The 17,985-nt window shown below is 34.2% G+C and carries 18 protein-coding genes; 9 read left to right on the top strand and 9 right to left on the bottom strand.

Annotated elements, in window-relative coordinates:
- Positions 1 to 35: 35 nt before the first annotated feature.
- The gene (locus tag A9G09_RS12185; RefSeq protein WP_141671593.1) at positions 36 to 683 is read right to left on the bottom strand and encodes a TetR/AcrR family transcriptional regulator; all 648 of its coding nucleotides are present in this window, start codon (positions 681 to 683) and stop codon (positions 36 to 38) included.
- A 365-nt stretch (positions 684 to 1,048) separates the two neighbouring features.
- Between A9G09_RS12185 and A9G09_RS12180 the strand changes: the two genes are divergently transcribed.
- Positions 1,049 to 1,372: a multidrug efflux SMR transporter gene (locus A9G09_RS12180; protein WP_218056920.1), complete on the top strand. Its 324-nt coding sequence runs from the start codon at positions 1,049 to 1,051 to the stop codon at positions 1,370 to 1,372.
- Positions 1,373 to 1,403: 31 nt separating this feature from the next.
- Positions 1,404 to 1,718: a multidrug efflux SMR transporter gene (locus A9G09_RS12175; RefSeq protein ID WP_065635106.1), complete on the top strand. Its 315-nt coding sequence runs from the start codon at positions 1,404 to 1,406 to the stop codon at positions 1,716 to 1,718.
- Positions 1,719 to 1,972: 254 nt separating this feature from the next.
- Here A9G09_RS12175 and A9G09_RS12170 read toward each other — a convergent pair whose 3' ends face one another.
- Together A9G09_RS12170 and srmB are read right to left on the bottom strand one after the other, a co-directional pair.
- Positions 1,973 to 2,575: a peroxiredoxin C gene (locus tag A9G09_RS12170; protein WP_065635105.1), complete on the bottom strand. Its 603-nt coding sequence runs from the start codon at positions 2,573 to 2,575 to the stop codon at positions 1,973 to 1,975.
- A gap of 109 nt (positions 2,576 to 2,684) precedes the next feature.
- On the bottom strand, positions 2,685 to 4,007 hold the full coding sequence (gene srmB, locus A9G09_RS12165; RefSeq protein WP_065635150.1) for an ATP-dependent RNA helicase SrmB: 1,323 nt from the start codon (positions 4,005 to 4,007) through the stop codon (positions 2,685 to 2,687).
- A gap of 334 nt (positions 4,008 to 4,341) precedes the next feature.
- On the opposite strand from srmB, the gene A9G09_RS12160 reads away from it, so the two are divergent.
- The 5 genes from A9G09_RS12160 (at position 4,342) to A9G09_RS12140 (ending at position 10,412) form a co-directional block, all read left to right on the top strand.
- Complete coding sequence (locus A9G09_RS12160) at positions 4,342 to 6,003, top strand: hypothetical protein (RefSeq protein WP_065635104.1); 1,662 nt, start codon at positions 4,342 to 4,344, stop codon at positions 6,001 to 6,003.
- A 17-nt stretch (positions 6,004 to 6,020) separates the two neighbouring features.
- Positions 6,021 to 6,362: a hypothetical protein gene (locus A9G09_RS12155; RefSeq protein ID WP_065635103.1), complete on the top strand. Its 342-nt coding sequence runs from the start codon at positions 6,021 to 6,023 to the stop codon at positions 6,360 to 6,362.
- A 514-nt stretch (positions 6,363 to 6,876) separates the two neighbouring features.
- The gene (gene trmA / locus A9G09_RS12150) at positions 6,877 to 7,974 is read left to right on the top strand and encodes a tRNA (uridine(54)-C5)-methyltransferase TrmA (RefSeq protein ID WP_065635102.1); all 1,098 of its coding nucleotides are present in this window, start codon (positions 6,877 to 6,879) and stop codon (positions 7,972 to 7,974) included.
- Between the two features lie 361 nt (positions 7,975 to 8,335).
- Positions 8,336 to 9,022, top strand: a complete 687-nt coding sequence (locus A9G09_RS12145) for a heavy metal response regulator transcription factor (protein ID WP_065635101.1) — start codon at positions 8,336 to 8,338, stop codon at positions 9,020 to 9,022.
- Positions 9,009 to 10,412, top strand: coding sequence for a heavy metal sensor histidine kinase (locus A9G09_RS12140; RefSeq protein WP_065635100.1), 1,404 nt, complete (start codon positions 9,009 to 9,011; stop codon positions 10,410 to 10,412). The genes A9G09_RS12145 and A9G09_RS12140 overlap by 14 nt, the downstream gene beginning before the upstream one ends.
- On the opposite strand, the gene A9G09_RS12135 is transcribed toward A9G09_RS12140, so the two are convergent.
- The 6 genes from A9G09_RS12135 to A9G09_RS12110 form a co-directional block, all read right to left on the bottom strand.
- Positions 10,405 to 10,605, bottom strand: coding sequence for a YaeP family protein (locus tag A9G09_RS12135; RefSeq protein ID WP_065635099.1), 201 nt, complete (start codon positions 10,603 to 10,605; stop codon positions 10,405 to 10,407). The two genes, A9G09_RS12140 and A9G09_RS12135, sit on opposite strands and share 8 nt — an antisense overlap.
- A gap of 43 nt (positions 10,606 to 10,648) precedes the next feature.
- Complete coding sequence (gene rfaC, locus A9G09_RS12130; protein WP_065635098.1) at positions 10,649 to 11,611, bottom strand: lipopolysaccharide heptosyltransferase RfaC; 963 nt, start codon at positions 11,609 to 11,611, stop codon at positions 10,649 to 10,651.
- Between the two features lie 6 nt (positions 11,612 to 11,617).
- Positions 11,618 to 12,661, bottom strand: coding sequence for an ADP-heptose--LPS heptosyltransferase RfaF (rfaF, locus tag A9G09_RS12125; RefSeq protein ID WP_065635097.1), 1,044 nt, complete (start codon positions 12,659 to 12,661; stop codon positions 11,618 to 11,620).
- 10 nt (positions 12,662 to 12,671) lie between these two features.
- A complete protein-coding gene (rfaD, locus tag A9G09_RS12120; RefSeq protein WP_065635096.1) occupies positions 12,672 to 13,598 on the bottom strand; it encodes an ADP-glyceromanno-heptose 6-epimerase in 927 nt (308 codons plus the stop codon).
- Between the two features lie 864 nt (positions 13,599 to 14,462).
- Entirely contained in the window at positions 14,463 to 15,242 is a 780-nt protein-coding gene (gene cmoM / locus A9G09_RS12115; RefSeq protein ID WP_065635095.1) for a tRNA uridine 5-oxyacetic acid(34) methyltransferase CmoM, read from the bottom strand.
- 3 nt (positions 15,243 to 15,245) lie between these two features.
- Positions 15,246 to 15,977: a 1-acylglycerol-3-phosphate O-acyltransferase gene (locus A9G09_RS12110; RefSeq protein ID WP_065635094.1), complete on the bottom strand. Its 732-nt coding sequence runs from the start codon at positions 15,975 to 15,977 to the stop codon at positions 15,246 to 15,248.
- Between the two features lie 90 nt (positions 15,978 to 16,067).
- Here A9G09_RS12110 and mnmD point away from each other — a divergent pair, with 90 nt between their 5' ends.
- Together mnmD and A9G09_RS12100 are read left to right on the top strand one after the other, a co-directional pair.
- Positions 16,068 to 16,772: a tRNA (5-methylaminomethyl-2-thiouridine)(34)-methyltransferase MnmD gene (gene mnmD, locus A9G09_RS12105; protein ID WP_065635093.1), complete on the top strand. Its 705-nt coding sequence runs from the start codon at positions 16,068 to 16,070 to the stop codon at positions 16,770 to 16,772.
- A 202-nt stretch (positions 16,773 to 16,974) separates the two neighbouring features.
- Positions 16,975 to 17,913, top strand: coding sequence for a hypothetical protein (locus tag A9G09_RS12100; protein WP_065635092.1), 939 nt, complete (start codon positions 16,975 to 16,977; stop codon positions 17,911 to 17,913).
- Positions 17,914 to 17,985: the final 72 nt, after the last annotated feature.

Below are 17,985 nucleotides of genomic sequence, written 5' to 3'. Positions count from 1 at the left end.
GCTGTACATGATCAATTGATCAGCGATAGTTTTATTTATAATGCTTTTTTTATGCCTTGTAAAAATAGCTCGACGGTAAAAGCAAATACTTGACCGGGTTCAACAGCTTGAAATGCAGGAGCTAATTTTTTGGTTAATGTAAAACCTTGCTGAGGCAGATTTTCAATGTCATTTAGATCCGCATCATCAGCAGGGCGAAGTAATCCTCCTGCTTCAGAAGCCGCAAGTCCAATAATACAAGCGTAATAACCCAAACAAAAACTAGTTACTTGATTATCATTAAAACCAGCATCTGTTAACGCCTGACAAACATATTCAGCTCTAATATAATCGGCAAGTCCAGTACTCCAAAACTGCTGCATTAATTTGAAACTATTTGGATAGGCAAGAGCTATTTGCCGATATTGATAAGCTAAATGTCGAAGACGTTCATCCCAAGGCATACTGTTATCAATAGTTGATATTCTACGGGTTAATTCTTCAGCCATTGCCCGTTCCAGCCCTTTTTTTGATTTAAAATGATATTGTAGTGACATTGGATCACAAGCGATTTTGGCGGCAAGTTTACGCATACTAAAAGCGGAGTTGCCAACTTCCTCCATAAAATCTATCGCTGCCACTACCATTGCGTGGGCTTCAAGTCCTTTTGGCCCTGTATTTTTCATTTTATCGGAATTTTTCATAGCTAATCTCAAGATGTTATAGCAATAACATTATATCGTTATTATGATAATTCATGCAAAACTAACCTAATCATAAAAGCTTGAACTATTGAATAATAAACGATTTTAACCTTGCAATTTCTATTTCTTCGTTGTAGAATTATCCCATTATAAGCAATTTATAATAAAGTTTTTGTAAAAAAGTTTAAGTAACTATATACGTTTAAGTATAAAACAAGCTTTATCTTTTTTAGCAAATTAACTAATTTCTTTTGGTGGCAACTTTCTTGGTTTGCGAACCATCTTTTGTTTTCTACGATACAAATTCGGTGAAAAAGCAAAACTAAATAATGATTAAAAGAGTTGATGATAGCAATGAGGTAGCTATGTCTAATATAAATAAAGAGTGGGCGTTTGTCGTGCTTACCTGTTTTTTTGAGTTGTGTTGGATCTTTGGATTCAGTGTCGCAACCGAATTATGGCATTGGCTTATCATTATCACTTTACTTATTGTTGATTTTACGTTTTTAACGAATGCCTGCAAAACCATACCTACAGGTACTGTGTATGCAATTTTTTCAGGGGTCGGTGCGGTCGGAGCAACCATTTTTGATGTGTTATTATTTGATAAACATGTTACATTGCTTCATGTGTTCTTTGTGGCTTTAATTATTATTGGTGTTATTCAACTTAAACGTACTGATAGTTAACAATAAGGATATTAGTAGGAGATAAGTATTCATGGGTTGGCTGTTAATATTTACTGCATCGATTTTTGAAGTTGTAGGTGCAGTAGGGCTTAAGCTTTATGCAGAGAAAAAAAATGTGCTGCGATTAATTGCATATTGGGGTGGTTTTTTTATCTCTTTTGTATTATTTTATTTTTCACTTCATTATCTTGAGTTAAGTATTGTTTACCCTGTTTGGGTAGGGCTTGGAACATCTGGTGCGGTATTAGCCAATATATTTTTATTTAATGAACCTAAAAACATGCAACGTTTATTTGGTTTAGCAATTATTATTATTGGCGTGGTTGGATTACATATGACGATGTGATGCACATATTATCAATTTTAATGAATTATTGTTACTGATTTCTTTACTAGAACATAAAACCTATTGTTGCGATCGCTACTTAGCGATAAGTTGAATTAACTAATTAATCATCATATAAAAACCTGCTAAAAAGTTCAGCATAAAATATGCTTTGATAATTCTAAACTACGATAAAATAATAGATAAAAAAACCGGAGATAAACTCCGGTTAACGCAAAGCTTTTGAATAAAACATTAGAGTGATAATTTGATAATTAAATTTCTTTAGCGTGTTGTTTTAGGTAACTTGCAACGCCGTTTGGATTAGCTTGCATACCTTGTTTACCTTTTGTCCATTGCGCAGGACAAACTTCACCATGTTCTTCGTGGAATTGGAAAGCATCAACAATACGAAGCATTTCATCAATATTGCGACCAATTGGTAAATCATTGATAGTTTCGTGACGAACAATACCCGATTTATCGATAAAGAACGATGCACGTAGAGCAACACCAGCTTCAGGATGTTCAACACCATATGCTTGCATAATTGCATGTTTAATGTCCGCGACAATTGGGAATTTCACTTCACCAATACCACCTTTATCTTGTGGAGTATTACGCCAAGCGTTGTGAACATACTCAGAGTCCATTGAAACACCAATTACTTCAACTCCGCGTTTTTTAAATTCATCTAAACGGTGATCAAAAGCAATAATTTCTGAAGGGCAAACAAAAGTGAAGTCCATTGGCCAAAAGAATACAACTGCATATTTACCTTTGATATGATCAGCTAAATTAAAATTGTTTACAATTTCGCCAGTACCTAAAACAGCTGCTGAAGTAAAATCAGGGGCTTTGCGAGTGACTAATGTCATAATTTTCTCCTTAACAAATAAAATATAAATCAAGCTACGGGACTTATTATAGCAATTAACGCTATTTGTCCAATTCGTTATAAGCAATTGATTTCATAAGTTTAAACTATTAACTTTGTTGTTTTTGTTCGAAATTACTTATTGATTTTTTCGGTTTCCCTTTATTTTTAGTGTCACGATGGCGTAATTTGACTTTTTTATTTTTTGCATCTTGTTTTTTGGTTTCACTTTTTAATTTTGCTTTGTGTGATGGCTTTTTCTTTGTTACGCGTTTAGGGGCTTTGGTTTTCGGTCTCAATTCGTCAATAGTTCTTAATTTAATCGGTTCTTGAATGTAACGTTCGATTTTTTGTAATAACTCATTATCATGAGCTTCGATGAGCATTATCGCCGTGCCTTTTTTGCCAGCACGCGCGGTACGACCAATGCGATGCAAATAAACATCAGCTGTTTTAGGGGCGTCAAAATTAATCACATGGCTGATATCATCAATATCAATACCGCGTGCAGCAACATCAGTCGCCACTAATACATTAACTGTATTATTGATCATTCTTTTTATTGCTTCATTGCGTTTGGCTTGTACCATTTCACCTTCTAGGTAACAACTATTGATGCCAGCTTGATGTAACCAAGTCACCAACTCATGCACACGTTCACGTTTACGCACAAAGATAATGGTTTTTTTTAACTCATCTTGTTTTAATAAATGGATTAATAAAGCCATTTTATGCGTTAAATCATCGGCTCGATAATAAAATTGTAAGATCTTTTTTCGCTCTTTGCGTGAGGGATCGGCATTAATTTCAATTGGATCATTTAAGATACGGCTGGCAAAGTCATGCAATCCTTCACCTTCAAGCGTTGCCGAAAATAAAAGTGTTTGTTTACGCCAACGTGTCTCTGCCGAAATGGTTTCAACATCTTGTGAAAAGCCCATATCTAACATACGATCAGCTTCATCTAAAATTAACATTTCAACAGCGCGGCAATCAAAATTTTCTTCTTTGATATATTGTAATAATCGACCGGTTGTCGCTATCACAATATCTTGATTTTTGCTAAACACTTCAGCATGATTCATATAAGCCACGCCACCGGTTATTGTCGCAGTGCTCAAATGCGTTGATTGTGTTAGGCGCTTTGATTGTTCTGCAATTTGCATGGCAAGTTCACGAGTTGGTGTTAAAATTAAAATACGTGGTGGACCAGGTTTGCGTCTAGGAAAATCGAGCAGATGTTGCACCGCAGGGATTAAAAAAGCCAATGTTTTACCTGTACCTGTGGGTGCAGATCCTAAGATATCTTTACCATCGAGTGCAGCAGGGATAGTTTGTGCCTGAATGGCTGTTGGTGTATGAATATTTTGTGCTTGCAGGTTTTTGATTAAGATCTCATCTAATCCTAAATCTAAAAATGTTTGTGCGGTCATAATGATCTTTTTAGCTAAAATTTTGGTACACATTATAGCGGCAATCCCTATAACTACAATCAATAAAAGCGTAGCAATGCTTAATGGTTGAACGGAAAATAAATATTTTGCCGTCTATCAACGTGTACTTTTAAGCACCATCAACGCCTTACAAAACTTTACGGAAAAACACATTACAAAAAAATTCATATCATTTAGTATATTATCAAATTATTATTCGATTATAGTTATATTGTTATTAAATTTATCTTCATTTTTTAACAGTATATCTTATTGAATAATTTTAAAAAAACCAGATAAACCGCTATAAGGATTGGTAAAAATATGTTAAAATATGGTCTTAATCGGGCATCGGGCATCGGGCATCGGGCATCGGGCATCGGGCATCGGGCATCGGGCATCGGGCATCGGGCATCGGGCATCGTTTTTATTAGTTAATAGTTATAATAATTGTTATCAAGAGTTTCATTCTTTATACAAAAATCTACTTTCAAATTTATTTCTTTATTTTTTCTATATCAATCAGCCTAATAATATCTCCTTATTCAGAGCGTTTTTGAGAAAGGGGATAGTAAAAACAGGTTTATGTACTCTATTTTTGTTGGTGTTGTTTACAGTGGTATCAATAAAACCGGTACATGCTTTAACGACACAAACAGCACAGGTAATAAATGGCAATAGTCCTTATATCAGTTTTGATGATGGAAAGACAACTTCAACGACAGTATTACCACTCTTATCGTTAATATTACCGAATAATCAGGCAATATCCGTTTTAGAAGATAATTCAACTTCTTTAAATCCAATAGTAATAGATAAACCATCACCAACATTTGCAGATATCAAAACCAATTTACCTTTTACTAATTATCCATCAATGCCGTTAGCCAATGTGATAGTAGCAAATAATTATTGGCGTGATGCTGATGGGGATAAGCTTTATACAGTCACGGGTTATTTGAAAGCAAAGTGGGAGGATGTTGAAGGTGTCGATGTAACAGACAATATTAAATCGAATCCGAATAGTGAGTTAGATGCGTGCAAATCCCCCTATAAATTAACACTTAGTGCTGATGATGGTACTTTAGTAACCAATTATGGCATACCAGATATGAGTTCATTCAAAGGCGGAAGCCATAGCTATTACATTATTCCGAATGTAAAAAAAGCGTGTTATTTAAAACCTCATTTAGTTTTCGGTAAAGGAAGTCAACCAGGAGAGATATATGAAAATGGCAATTATGCTGGTCCCCCTGAGCAGTGGGATCCGGATAGAGGATTTAAGCCGCAAAATATTAATGATGCCACAAGTAATTTTCCAACAACCGGTTCTAATAATTTCTTTTTTATTATGCAATTGGCAGGTCTAACAGCAAATGAATTTATTGCAATAAATAGTAATACAGTCAATGCTTCATCGGGTACTGGAATTTCTTTATCACTCAGTCGCGAAGGTGATTATGCTGTACGCATTACATTGAAAGGACCTACTATAGACTCGTCAAATAAGTCGTTTTCGGTTTCAACATTTAAACTCTATAGCGATCAAAGTAAAACTAATCTAATCTACCAATTTACCATTTGGCGTTGGTATTTAGTAAAACCAAGTACTGATAATACTTTTTTTGATGATGGTCAGGCTTTTTGTCGTTCTTTGGGGGGAAATTATAAACTTCCTGAAGTGTTTGATTTAACGAATGCAAACGGTAGGGATATTGTATCTGGTGAACGATTGGCGATGGGTTTACCTGGTCAAGGTAATGTTTATCAACGAAGAATCAGTTATTGGAATGAGCATTGGATTGGCGGGTTATTCAACGAATGGGGAATGGTAAATAATGACTATTATACAGGCAGTAACTGGTATACCGGTGACTACGTTGTTAATCATAAAACAACGGGGGGACTTGTATTTAATGTTCATTCTAATTATGGTGACGTTGATACCTCCTGGAGTACAACAACAAGCGCAAGAGTTGCTTGTATAACCTTTTAGAAGGTAATAAAAGGATAATGAATATTACTGAAAAATTAAAACAGAGTGAGCGTATTGATAATATTTATTTTTATCGAGAAAGAATGTTTGTCCAGCTTTACGGTGTATCGCTTTATTTGGCATTAGAGGTGTTAAATTTACCCTTAACTATTCGAATAAAGCGCTATAAAAAGTTAGCCAATAAACCGATTTTACAGGCAGCTTTACTTGATAAAGCTATGTTAAATTTGGATATTTCAGGTTTAACAAAAACTGAGTTTGGTTATTCATTGCCCAATAGCAGGTCTGTTGATCTTTTAGTTTATCGCCTGTGGCATGATAAACAATTAAAACAATTATTATTTCAAGAGAGATCATAAATGGCGCTTTAATCGATAAAATTTTTCTAAACTTTTGTCATTGGTTAAATGTGTTGTAAGTGATTAATCATAGAGCAGATAGCTAGTGTTTGAATGTTAAAAATTGCCTCCAGCTCGCTTAGCGAGCAGGCGCAATTTTTAGAGCGCAAAAAACATACAAAGGATTATTTGTTAAAAATAGCCGATGCGATATTTAAATAAAATCTAATTCAATATCTTGAATTTAAGATGATTTATGAATGATATATTAAGCAATGCAGTTATATATAACAAAAATTTATATTAAATTTTAAGTAAAATGCCTAAATCCTAGGCTAATAATGTGTTTATTGTTATAACAGCCTTCATGTATATGTTATGATTAACAGGATTTTATTAAATCATACTATTACTGCTTTTAAATAGCGTTTTTAATTAATCATCTAATTGGATTATTTATGGTAGTTGATTAGTTATACTACGATAAGCAGTATTTCTTTTATCATATTTTCCTAATAGCGATGACTTAATTAAGATGACTGAATGTTTTTCCAACGATCAATATAACCGACAATTACAAAACAAAATCAATAATCTAAAAACACTTTTTAGCGATTTTGTGCTACCTGAATTGAAAGTTTATTCTTCTCCAGTAAGTCATTATCGGATGCGTGCAGAATTTAGAATATGGCATAATGGCGAAGATCTTTATCATATTATGTATGATAAAAAAACTAAGAAACGGGTTCGTATAGATAGCTTTCCTATTGCAACAAAGCTTATTAATCAAGCTATGCAAGCTGTTTTACCACTTTTACAGTACAATGAATCATTACGTCATTTACTTTTTCAAATAGACTATTTTTCCACGTTAAGTGGCCAACTATTAATTACGTTGTTATATCATAAAAAACTCGATGAAAATTGGATCGCTCAAGCTAGATTGTTAAAGCAACAATTAGCCGATCAGGGAATTAATGTCAATTTAGTTGGGCGTTCAAGTAATCAAAAAATTTCAATTGATGTTGATTATGTGGATGAGGTTTTGCCAGTGTTGGATAAAACATTTCAATATCGTCAAGTTGAAAATAGTTTTACTCAGCCTAATGCCGCAGTCAATATCAAAATGTTAGAGTGGGCAATTTCAGTGACTAAAGGTTCATCTGGCGATTTACTTGAATTTTATTGTGGTAATGGTAATTTTTCGGTTGCTTTAGCACAAAACTTTCGTAAAGTTTTAGCGACAGAAATTGCCAAAGCTTCGGTCTATTCGGCACAACATAATATTGCGGTTAATCAAATTGATAATTTAGTGATAGCCAGACTATCTGCCGAGGAGTTTACTTGCGCAATTAAAAAAGAGCGTGAATTTAATCGATTAAAAGGTATTGATTTAGACAGTTATCAGTGCCAAACCGTTTTAGTTGATCCACCACGAGGTGGATTAGACCAAGGTACCATCAATAATCTTAAAAACTACGCTACAATTATCTATATTTCATGCAATCCTTATACTTTAAAAGAAAATTTGCAACAACTTACCGTAACACATGAAATTAAACATTTAGCTATGTTTGATCAGTTCCCATATACAGATCATATCGAAATGGGTGTAGTACTAAAGAAAAAATAGTTCTTTGCGTACCCAAAATGCTTTAATTTTGCTAAAATGACATACACCTTTCGACGCAAAAACGGTGTTTGGTTTATAGATCGCTATTTTCTTTATTATTAATAAAAAAAAACCCTAGATAAACTAGGGCTGCATTAAATTGCAAGGAATGGATGAAAGGAAATAAAACAATGAAACAATAATGTCTAGCCTCATGAATCATTGTGTGCATACTATAACAGAGACAAACAAACTAATTAGTGACATAAAAATTACAATATAGTCATCAATTTGTCATGATGTCATTTGGTTTTTTCATATATCCTATTACAGCATTATGCAATTTCGATAATCAAATAAAATAATAAAGGAAATACTCAAAATGAAATTGTTAGTTGTTGAAGATGAACATAAAACAGGCGAATACTTACGCCAAGGTTTAATTGAATCTGGTTTTATTGTTGATTTAACCGATAATGGCTTAGATGGTTACCATCGTGCTATGACCGAAGATTATGACTTAATCATACTCGACGTGATGTTACCCGATATCGTTGGTTGGAAAATAGTCCAATCATTACGTGAGGCAGGCAAAGATACACAAATTATTTTGCTTACCGCAATGGGTAGTGTTGATGATAAGGTTAAAGGACTTAATTTAGGTGCTGATGATTACTTAGTTAAGCCTTTTTCGTTTGCTGAACTTTTAGCGAGGGTAAAATCATTATTAAGACGTAATGTTCCTCAAGTTAACAATTATCAACTTACCATTGCTGATTTGGTGATGGACTTACCTAAGCGGACAGTTACGCGAGCGGATAAAAGAATCGAATTAACTAATAAAGAATTTTTGTTACTGGAGTATTTTTTACGTTATCCTGGCGAAGTTTTACCACGATCGCTTATTGCTTCACAAGTGTGGGATATGAATTTTGATAGTGACACCAACGTGATAGATGTGGCAATTAGACGATTACGAAATAAAATCGATGCTGGGTTTGAACCTAAATTAATACATACTGTGCGTGGAATGGGATATAAATTAGATGTATTGGATGAAGCGGATTAAAATTATCTCATTTCGTTTGCCCTTAATTGTGTGCTTACTGACATGTGGGTTACTTTATTGTTTTAGTTATTTGATAGAACGTTCATTTGAAAAATTTTCGATTCAACAAAATGTCACTGAATTAAATTCAGTCATTTCTTCGATTGAACGAGAGCTTACTTATTATTCTCCTGATGATAACCGTGATGAATTTTTTCAAAATTTATTATTAATTTTGACAGGTCATCATCATCTGTTTGTCTATATTATTGATGATTCTGGTAAAATATTATATCGGACACGTGGTCCTAATTTAATGCTTGCTCTAAAACCAGATGAATTTGAAAAGATAGTTACTGAGCATACGACTGCAATATCCAATATGGATAAATCATCTTATCGAATTGCCGCTTCACGCGTTATGGTTGAACCACATAATCAATATACCACTATTGTAGCTGTTGGTCGTGATTTGCAATTGGAATTTATTAATCGATTAAGAAATGGGCTTGGTCTCCTCATTGCAATCTCTTGTGTACTTGCGCTAATTGGATCAATCATTTCGATATATTATACTCAAAAGCCGATTAATCGCTTAATTAAGAAAATTGAGCGTATTAATATGAAAAGCCTTAATTATCGAATTTCAACCTCGACTGTTCCTATCAAATACGTCAGCCTTGTACGCGCATTTAACAATATGCTTAGTCGTATGGAAGATGTTTTTCTTCGTCAGCGTAATTTTACTGCTGATATTGCGCATGAAATGCGAACACCCATTACTAATTTAACTACTCAAACTCAAATCGTATTGAATAATGCTCGATCAACTGAAGAATACCGAGAAATTTTATATTCTAACTTAGAAGAGTATGAAAGAATGTCATTAATGATATCAGATATGCTGTTCTTAGCTCAGGCTGATAATCGTCAATTAGTGCCAAATTTAATCGATATTGACTTACATAATATGCTCAGCTTAATGTGTGAATATTTTGAACCCCTTACTGATGAAAAGAATATTGCTTTTAATCTGGAAGGTAATTGTGCACATATTCAAGGTGATAAAATGATGCTAGCTAGAGCAATAAGTAATATTTTATCCAATGCTATTCGTTATACGCCTGAAAATCAAATTATCAGAATTGTTTTAAGTCAAGTCACCGATAAACGTGTGAAGATTATCATTTCTAATCCAGGTAAGAAAATTGATAGCCGGCATTTACCTCATCTTTTTGACCGGTTTTATCGTGTAGATGAATCTCGTCATCGTAATGGAAATGATGCTTCTGGTGCGGGTATTGGATTAGCAATTGTAAAATCAATAATTGAAACGCATAAAGGCTCTATTTATGTCGAGTCTGATGAACAATCTACACGATTTATTATCAATTTACCCACTGCTATGTGACATTAAAGTCGCTAATTAGTAAATTTGCGGCTGCGTAAGCCGCTTTATCTCTTAACTCTTTAGGGACAAGTTGGTTGCTGGCTACTTCATCAAGTGCTTGCATAACAGCACTTAGCGCATCTTCAATATAACCAAGTTCATTACTGCCAATTTGTGCATATTTTTCACGAATTAATTCACAATAATTATTCATTAATTTTATCCCTTTTTAGTTGAGCAATGATGAATTGACTCATTTATAACAAATCAGTCAATTTTTGGTAAACTTGCTGTGCAGTGATTGTTTTCATGCTTTTTTCAGGTGAAATAATACTGTATTGATTTTTGCCATATCCACCAATCAACTTAGGATCAGTTTGACCAAAAAGCGTAATATTTGGTCTATCTAATGCTGCTGTTAGATGACTCAATCCGGTATCAACTGAAACAACCGCTTTAGCACCCGCAATAATGGTCGCAATATCATTTAATGAGAGTTTAGGTAAAACTTCAACATGGTTAAAACCTTGTGCAAGGCGAATTGCTCGTTGTTGTTCATGTGGTGCGCCCCAGGGTAATTTAATTTTTAATCCTGTTGGCTCAATTTGTTTGATTAATTCTCGCCATTGCTCCTCACTCCAATGTTTTTCATCACGCGTTGTAGCATGTAAAAAAATAAGGTATTGTCCTGCATCACTTGGTAAAGTACTCAGAAAGTGGCGAGCAATAGCATAATCGCCAGTGAGGGTTGGAGTAGGGTAATTAAGGCTTTGGGCAAATAACATCCTAACACGTTCAATTGCATGCATTTGCTTGGGTATATGGTGCTTTATATCGTAAAACCAACTCGCTATGGGTTCCTTGATGCTTTGACGATCTAGACCATGTTTAATGCCTTTAGCTTTGCGCATAATCAAAAACGCACTTTTAATTAGCCCTTGTGCATCGATAATTGCATCATATTGCTTCTGTTGAAGTTGTTCAATAAAAGCGTGACGTTCTTGCCGTATTGGTTTTGCAAACCAATTTTTGCGCCAACGTCGGATTGCCACTGGTATAACTGTATCTACCGCAAAATGCCAACTGGGAATTTGGGCAAAGTTCTCTTCTACTACCCAGTCAAAAGTAACATCAGTTAAGCAATTTGCTGCATCAGTTAGTGCAGGTAGTGTGTGCAGCACATCTCCCATCGAAGAGGTTTTAACAACAAGTACACGCATGGTTAGTTACTCTTTTTCACAACGTACGATGAGATTCATTAACGTTTCGAACACTTGAGCGGGTTTTATATCGATCAAACTTTGGTGATATCCTTGATCGCCATCGCCTTTACGTACTTTGTGATACCCGGTGATTAATCGAATAATTTCTGCTCTGTTGGATAAAGGTGGCGTAAAATCAGGACTACTTGGACCATAAAGCGCAACTAGTGGCCTATCTAATGCAGCAGCAACATGCATTAAACCAGAATCATTAGTGACAATTGCTTTACAGCCTGCAATTAAATTAATTGCTTGCTCAAGCTGTGTTTCGCCAGCAAGATTAATACATTGATCGCTATGCGTCATTTTGGCCATAATTTGATTTCCAACTTCCCGATCGTTGGCAGAACCAAATATTAAAATTTTAGCATGTTGGCTTACAATCATATCGGCTAGTGCTGCATAGTGGTAATCGGGCCATCGTTTAGCCGGTCCAAATTCAGCGCCAGGACAAAAACCAATTAAAGGTTCATCGTTTGCAATATTGAACATGGTTAAAGTATTGGTTATATCCTCTTGGCTAACCTCTAATTTTGGCCACAATAATGGTTTAGGCAGATCTTGTGCTGAATGAATTTGTTGTTTAGGATAAGCAAGCGCAACATAACGTTCGACCATTTGTGGAAACGCTGGTTTATCTAATTTGCGCAAGTCATTTAACAATCCATAACGCATTTCACCTTTCCAACCTGTTCGTTTAGGAATTTTGGCGAAAAAAGGAATTAATGCTGATTTAAGCGAATTAGGCAAAATAAAAGCTTGTTCATAATTGTTATTACGTAGCTCTTTGCCTAAATGATAACGTTGCATGAGATTAAATTCACCATGACCTAAAGGCATCGCAATCGATTGATTTACTTCCGGCATTTTATTCAGTAATGCTCGACACCAAGCGGGTGCCATGACATCGATTTCAACGCTGGGATCAAGTTGTTTTAAAGTTCGATATAGGCTTTGTGACATCATCATATCACCCACCCAAGACGGGCCAATTATCAACGTTTTCATTTGACTTCCTTTATTGCGCATTAAGCCATTGCATATATTCAGTTGTCCCTTCACTTACTGTTTTAAAATCAATTGGACAACCCGTTTTTCTAAACTTAGTTAAATCTGCTTGAGTAAAACGTTGATAACGTCCTTTGAGGTGATCAGGAAACGGAATATAATCAATTTCATCTTTTTTGTGATAACTTAGTACCGCATCTGCAACAGCTTGGAATGACTCAGCGCGGCCAGTACCACAATTGTAAATTCCAGAGATATTATTTTTCCAAAACCATAAATTGACATCAACTACATCGCCAACATAAATAAAGTCGCGTTTAAAATTATCACTGCCAACAAATAATTTCGGTTTTTCACCTTTATGGATTTGTTCGTTCAAGTGAAAGGCAACGCTAGCCATACTGCCTTTATGATTTTCGCGTGGCCCGTAAACATTAAAATAGCGAAAACCACACACTTGTGAAGTTGCATCAGGTAGGATTTTTCTTACATATTGATCAAAAAGAAACTTAGAATATCCATAGACATTTAACGGTTTTTCATAACAGCGATCTTCAATAAAGTTATCACTTCGTCCACCATAAGTTGCCGCAGATGACGCATATAAAAAAGGAATATTGAAATCTAAACAGTAATGTAACAAATCTTTTGAATAATCATAGTTGTTTTCCATCATAAACTTGCCATCCCATTCTGTTGTTGATGAACAAGCACCTTGATGGAAGATGGTTTCAATATTAAGCTGTTCTCCAGCAATAATTGCTGAAATGAATTCATCTTTATCCATATAGTCAGCAATATCTAAATCGACTAAATTTGCGAATTTAGTTCCATCGGTTAAATCGTCGACAACTAAAATATCTTGATATCCTTGATTATTTAATCCTTTAACAATATTGCTTCCTATAAAACCAGCGCCACCAGTTACTACGATCATAATCATTTTCCTTAACTAATCTATTTAATCTACTTATGATACCGATTTATGCAAAAATTTTCGAGTAATCATTTAAGTTAAAGTCATAATTGAGCATTAGTAACTAAATTGTACAGAACAATTGACGACTTAACTAAAAAATGGGGTAATTTATACTGGATATTAGAAATATAAAGTATTCCTACTAGTTTTGCTGATCATTAAGTACTAGCAAAGCGGTAATTTGATTTGGCCTATAGTGTTCTGTCAGTGCTATGACTGCATTGAGTATATTGGTTATTATTATTGATAATGTAGCCAGTTATTATGCCACTATAAACGTATTTATGGTGTAAATCAGGGATAACCGTTGAGCTATTTTCAAATAACATCATAATTAATAATACCAACAAAAGAATTTGTTGTATCAATAATGGTTACAGCGCTAATCCCTGTTTTGTCAAAGCAAACATTGCCTGCCTATAAAAGCGTTGTATTATTTTTACTATCGATTTGTTATGGATGTCGATTCAGCAACTGTTTAGGCGTTGTTAACCAAACTTGTTCAACGTTACCTCTAAAATGATAACAAGTAGAATGTTTTTGCCTAAAATTTTTTAGTTTTATGACTATCATTGCTAAAGCATAATTTAAGGCTAATTGTCGTGCAGTATTGATTGTTTGTGTAAAATTTATAGAGTACGCCTGTTGGCTAATTAACTGCTGATTAGATGAGTCGAAGTAAAAGAACCAATTAAAATGTTCGAAGGCAACCCCAATTGTTGTTAGGCGATGCGGACAGAACGTTTATTTATAGTAAAGGCTTAATTCTACTTATTTTAGAAGATGAATATAGCCTAATATCAGGCTATATTCATCTATCACTCAATCGTCATTGTTTAATTTTGCACTTATCAAAATGTATCTAGCTAAACTCAGATAAGGTTCAGTTTGGCAATACTGTTTTTCTAACTCAAGTAATTGTTCAAAATGACTTTCAGCTTTGGATTTATTATTTAAGTAATCATGAAAAACTCGGATCCCTGTTTTATTGGTAATAACAAAGCCGAGGTGAGTTAACCAAGTGTAGACATCATTAGGTTTTCTTGGATAATCAGGTGAGAGCGTCTTTTTTTTACGTTTACGAAGACCTGCTTGGGTGTAACCAAAATTGCCTAGTGTGACAGTTTTAAATAGTAATGCATCAAGGTTATAAAACATCAAAGATAGATAACCCTCAGGTTTTAAGTATTTTTTTAAAGATGCGATGACCTCAACAGGCTCTGCCACCCATTCTAAAACAGCATGACAAATGACGAGATCAAATTGTTCATGAACATAATTACTGAGCTGTTGAATTGAGCTATGAATGAAATTCAACGTAAGGTTTTCAGTTTGGGCTTTTTGTTTGGCTAAAGCTAACATGTGTTCAGAAATATCACAAAGCGTAACTTGGTGTCCCATTTGGGCTAATCGACAAGCAATTTGCCCTTGTCCACCACCTGCATCAAGAATTCTTAATGATTGATTGGTAGGGTAACATGTTAAGATTTTAACTAGCTCTTGCCAAACAATCGCTTCACGAATTTTTCCTTTTGTTGTGCCATAAATGTTTTGTGCAAACTTATCGCTGATATCATCAAAGTTACGGTCTTGTTTAGTCATAAATTATTTTTGATTATCTTGTTGCTTGGCTTGCATATTGATTTGTTCGATTTTGTCACTCATTAATTGGTGGCACTGTTCCATTAAAGTACGAGCATCCTCTTTTCGTAGGTTTTTAGTTTCGATCGGTGCGAGCATCTCAACAATCATATGACCGTTGTTTAAACGATTTAATTTAATCGAATTGGTATCAGAAACACAAATAGGCACAATTGGCACACCGGCGGCAATCGCAGCTTTAAATGCACCGGTTTTAAATGGTAGTAAGCCACGACCTTGACTACGGGTACCTTCAGGAAACATCCAAATTGAGATGCCTTGTTTTTTTATTTCATCAACAACTAATGCAATCGTATCATGCGCTTTAGATTTATTCTTGCGATCAATTAAAATATTACCGGTGAGATAATAGAGCTGACCAAAAAAAGGAATCCAAGCAAGACTTTTTTTACCAACTGTAACTGTTTTAGGTTGAAAAATATCGGCAGCAACAATCATATCAAAATTATTTTGGTGGTTGGCGATATAGACGCAACTACCTATTTTTTCAATATCAGGATATTTACGTGTATCAATTTTTAGCCCTAAGATTGGTTTAAAAAAGAAGCTAAAAAGATGAGCAAATCGAGCAATATTTTTTGGATTACGTGGATTAAATAGACAAAAAACTATACCTAAGACACAAACAATAATCCCTATAACTATCACACTAATTAAGCGAAAAAGAAAAACCATAATTTACCTCATAAGTTTAATGTGCTTATTATATACTTAATCTAGGCTAATATACAGTTAGCTTCTCTGTTTCACATATTAAGGGTATTTATGCAAAAATCGACAATTATTTGGGATAATAATACAGCAATTTCTGGTTATTTTGATGATGTATATTTCAATACTGATGGTGCGGTTGCTGAAACAACATATGTCTTTATTGAAGGCAATGAGCTTAATTTGCGATTTTTACAACATGATCATCATACATTTATTGTCGGTGAAACCGGTTTTGGTTCAGGACTGAGTTTTTTAGTTTTATGGTATCATTTTTTACAATTCAAAAAACACAACCCCGATCATCCACTAAAAAAATTGCAATTTTTTAGTGTCGAAAAATACCCATTATCGATGGATGAAATGAAAAAAATACACAATAGTGTAATTGCAAAAGATCATCCATTAGCGCCATTAGCAAAAAAATTGCGCGAGCATTTAAGTCAATCCACGTTATTAAGTCAAGATGTCAATTTATCGGTTTGTTATGATGATGTTGCACAATTTGCAACATTTTTAACTAAACAACATATTTTAATTGATGCTTGGTTTTTTGATGGTTTTTCACCGGCTAAAAATCCCGACATGTGGTCTGAATCCTTGTTTAAGGCTTGCTATAAGCTAACTCGCTCAGGTGGAAGTTTTGCAACGTTTACCGCAGCGGGTTTTGTGCGCCGTAATTTACTGAGTGCTGGCTTTGTTGTTAATAAGCAAAAAGGATTTGGGATAAAGCGAGAAATGCTAATTGGCTATAAATGATAAGTTATGCTAAGTAGATAAAATTGTCATAATCATTTATTATCAATCATCTTGTAATTAATAAGATAAGTGAATAGGGTAACGAATAATTCAACAATTTACTAAAATTTATAAACTCATTGATATAATATCTTGAAATATAACAATAGATTATTTTTAAATAACATAAGGAAAGTACAACTTAAGTTGAACAGGAGAAAACATGAAAACTTTTAAAATATTACCACTGGCGTTAATAGGCGCTATGGCTTTAGCTGGTTGTGAAGAAAAAAATGAAGAATATTTTCTAAAAAATATTGATGCAGCAACCGAAAAACTTGAACAATGCACCCAAGATTTTAAAAAAGCTTTTATGGCAAAAGATGAAAATGCTGCTGAAAAAGTCAGTAATAATCCAGAGTGTTTGGCGGCAGAAAGTGCTATTAAGAAAGACAAACAACTAAAAGATGAACAAGAAAAACAGCGTAAAGAAGCTGAGCAAAAACAAGCCATTGATTCAGCAATGGCAGATATTCAAAAACAAGTTAATGGCTTGGCATGGACTGACGTTATTGATGAGTATTTAAAGATTGATGAATGTAAAAAAGCTTTATTTTCAAGTACAAGCGGTAATCCTAAATGTGTTGCATGGGAAACTATTTTTAAAGAAAAAGTTGATGAAGGTAAAAAAGAGCTAAAACAATTATCCTTTGATCAACTTAAAACTAAAATGACATCATTATGTAAGCTAGATAAACGAACTATTTCTAATTGTAGTATCGCGCAAGAAGCATTACAAGAAAAAGCAACTGAAGAATTAGCTAACGATGATCTGCAAACAATTAAAGCTAAAGAGCCCATTTATTGTGCTGACGATTTAAAACTTTTAGCGGTGTGTAGAGTTGCTTGGAATAACGCTTGGCAAAATCAACATAACAAGCTTGTCAAGTTTTATACTCAAAACAATACAGAATTTGTGACTACTTATAATGCTTGCATCGATAGACTAGAACAAGCTAAGGCTGAAAATTCAGATTTTTTAAAAGGAATTCAATTAGAAGAAACAATTAGACAAACCTATCCATGTCGTCAAGTAAAAGATGCTTACATCGAAAGAGGTATTGGATATGCGCCTTTCAATGACGGAAAATTAGAACAATAATCGCATTAATGGCCCCTGCTTAGCATGGGGCTGCTCGCTTTTACTCAATAGCAACATTGCAGTAAAATACAA

This window comes from Gilliamella sp. wkB292 (assembly GCF_001690235.1).
GTDB classification, from domain to species: domain Bacteria; phylum Pseudomonadota; class Gammaproteobacteria; order Enterobacterales; family Orbaceae; genus Gilliamella; species Gilliamella apicola_F.
This window is presented reverse-complemented; position numbering and strand designations above follow the sequence as displayed.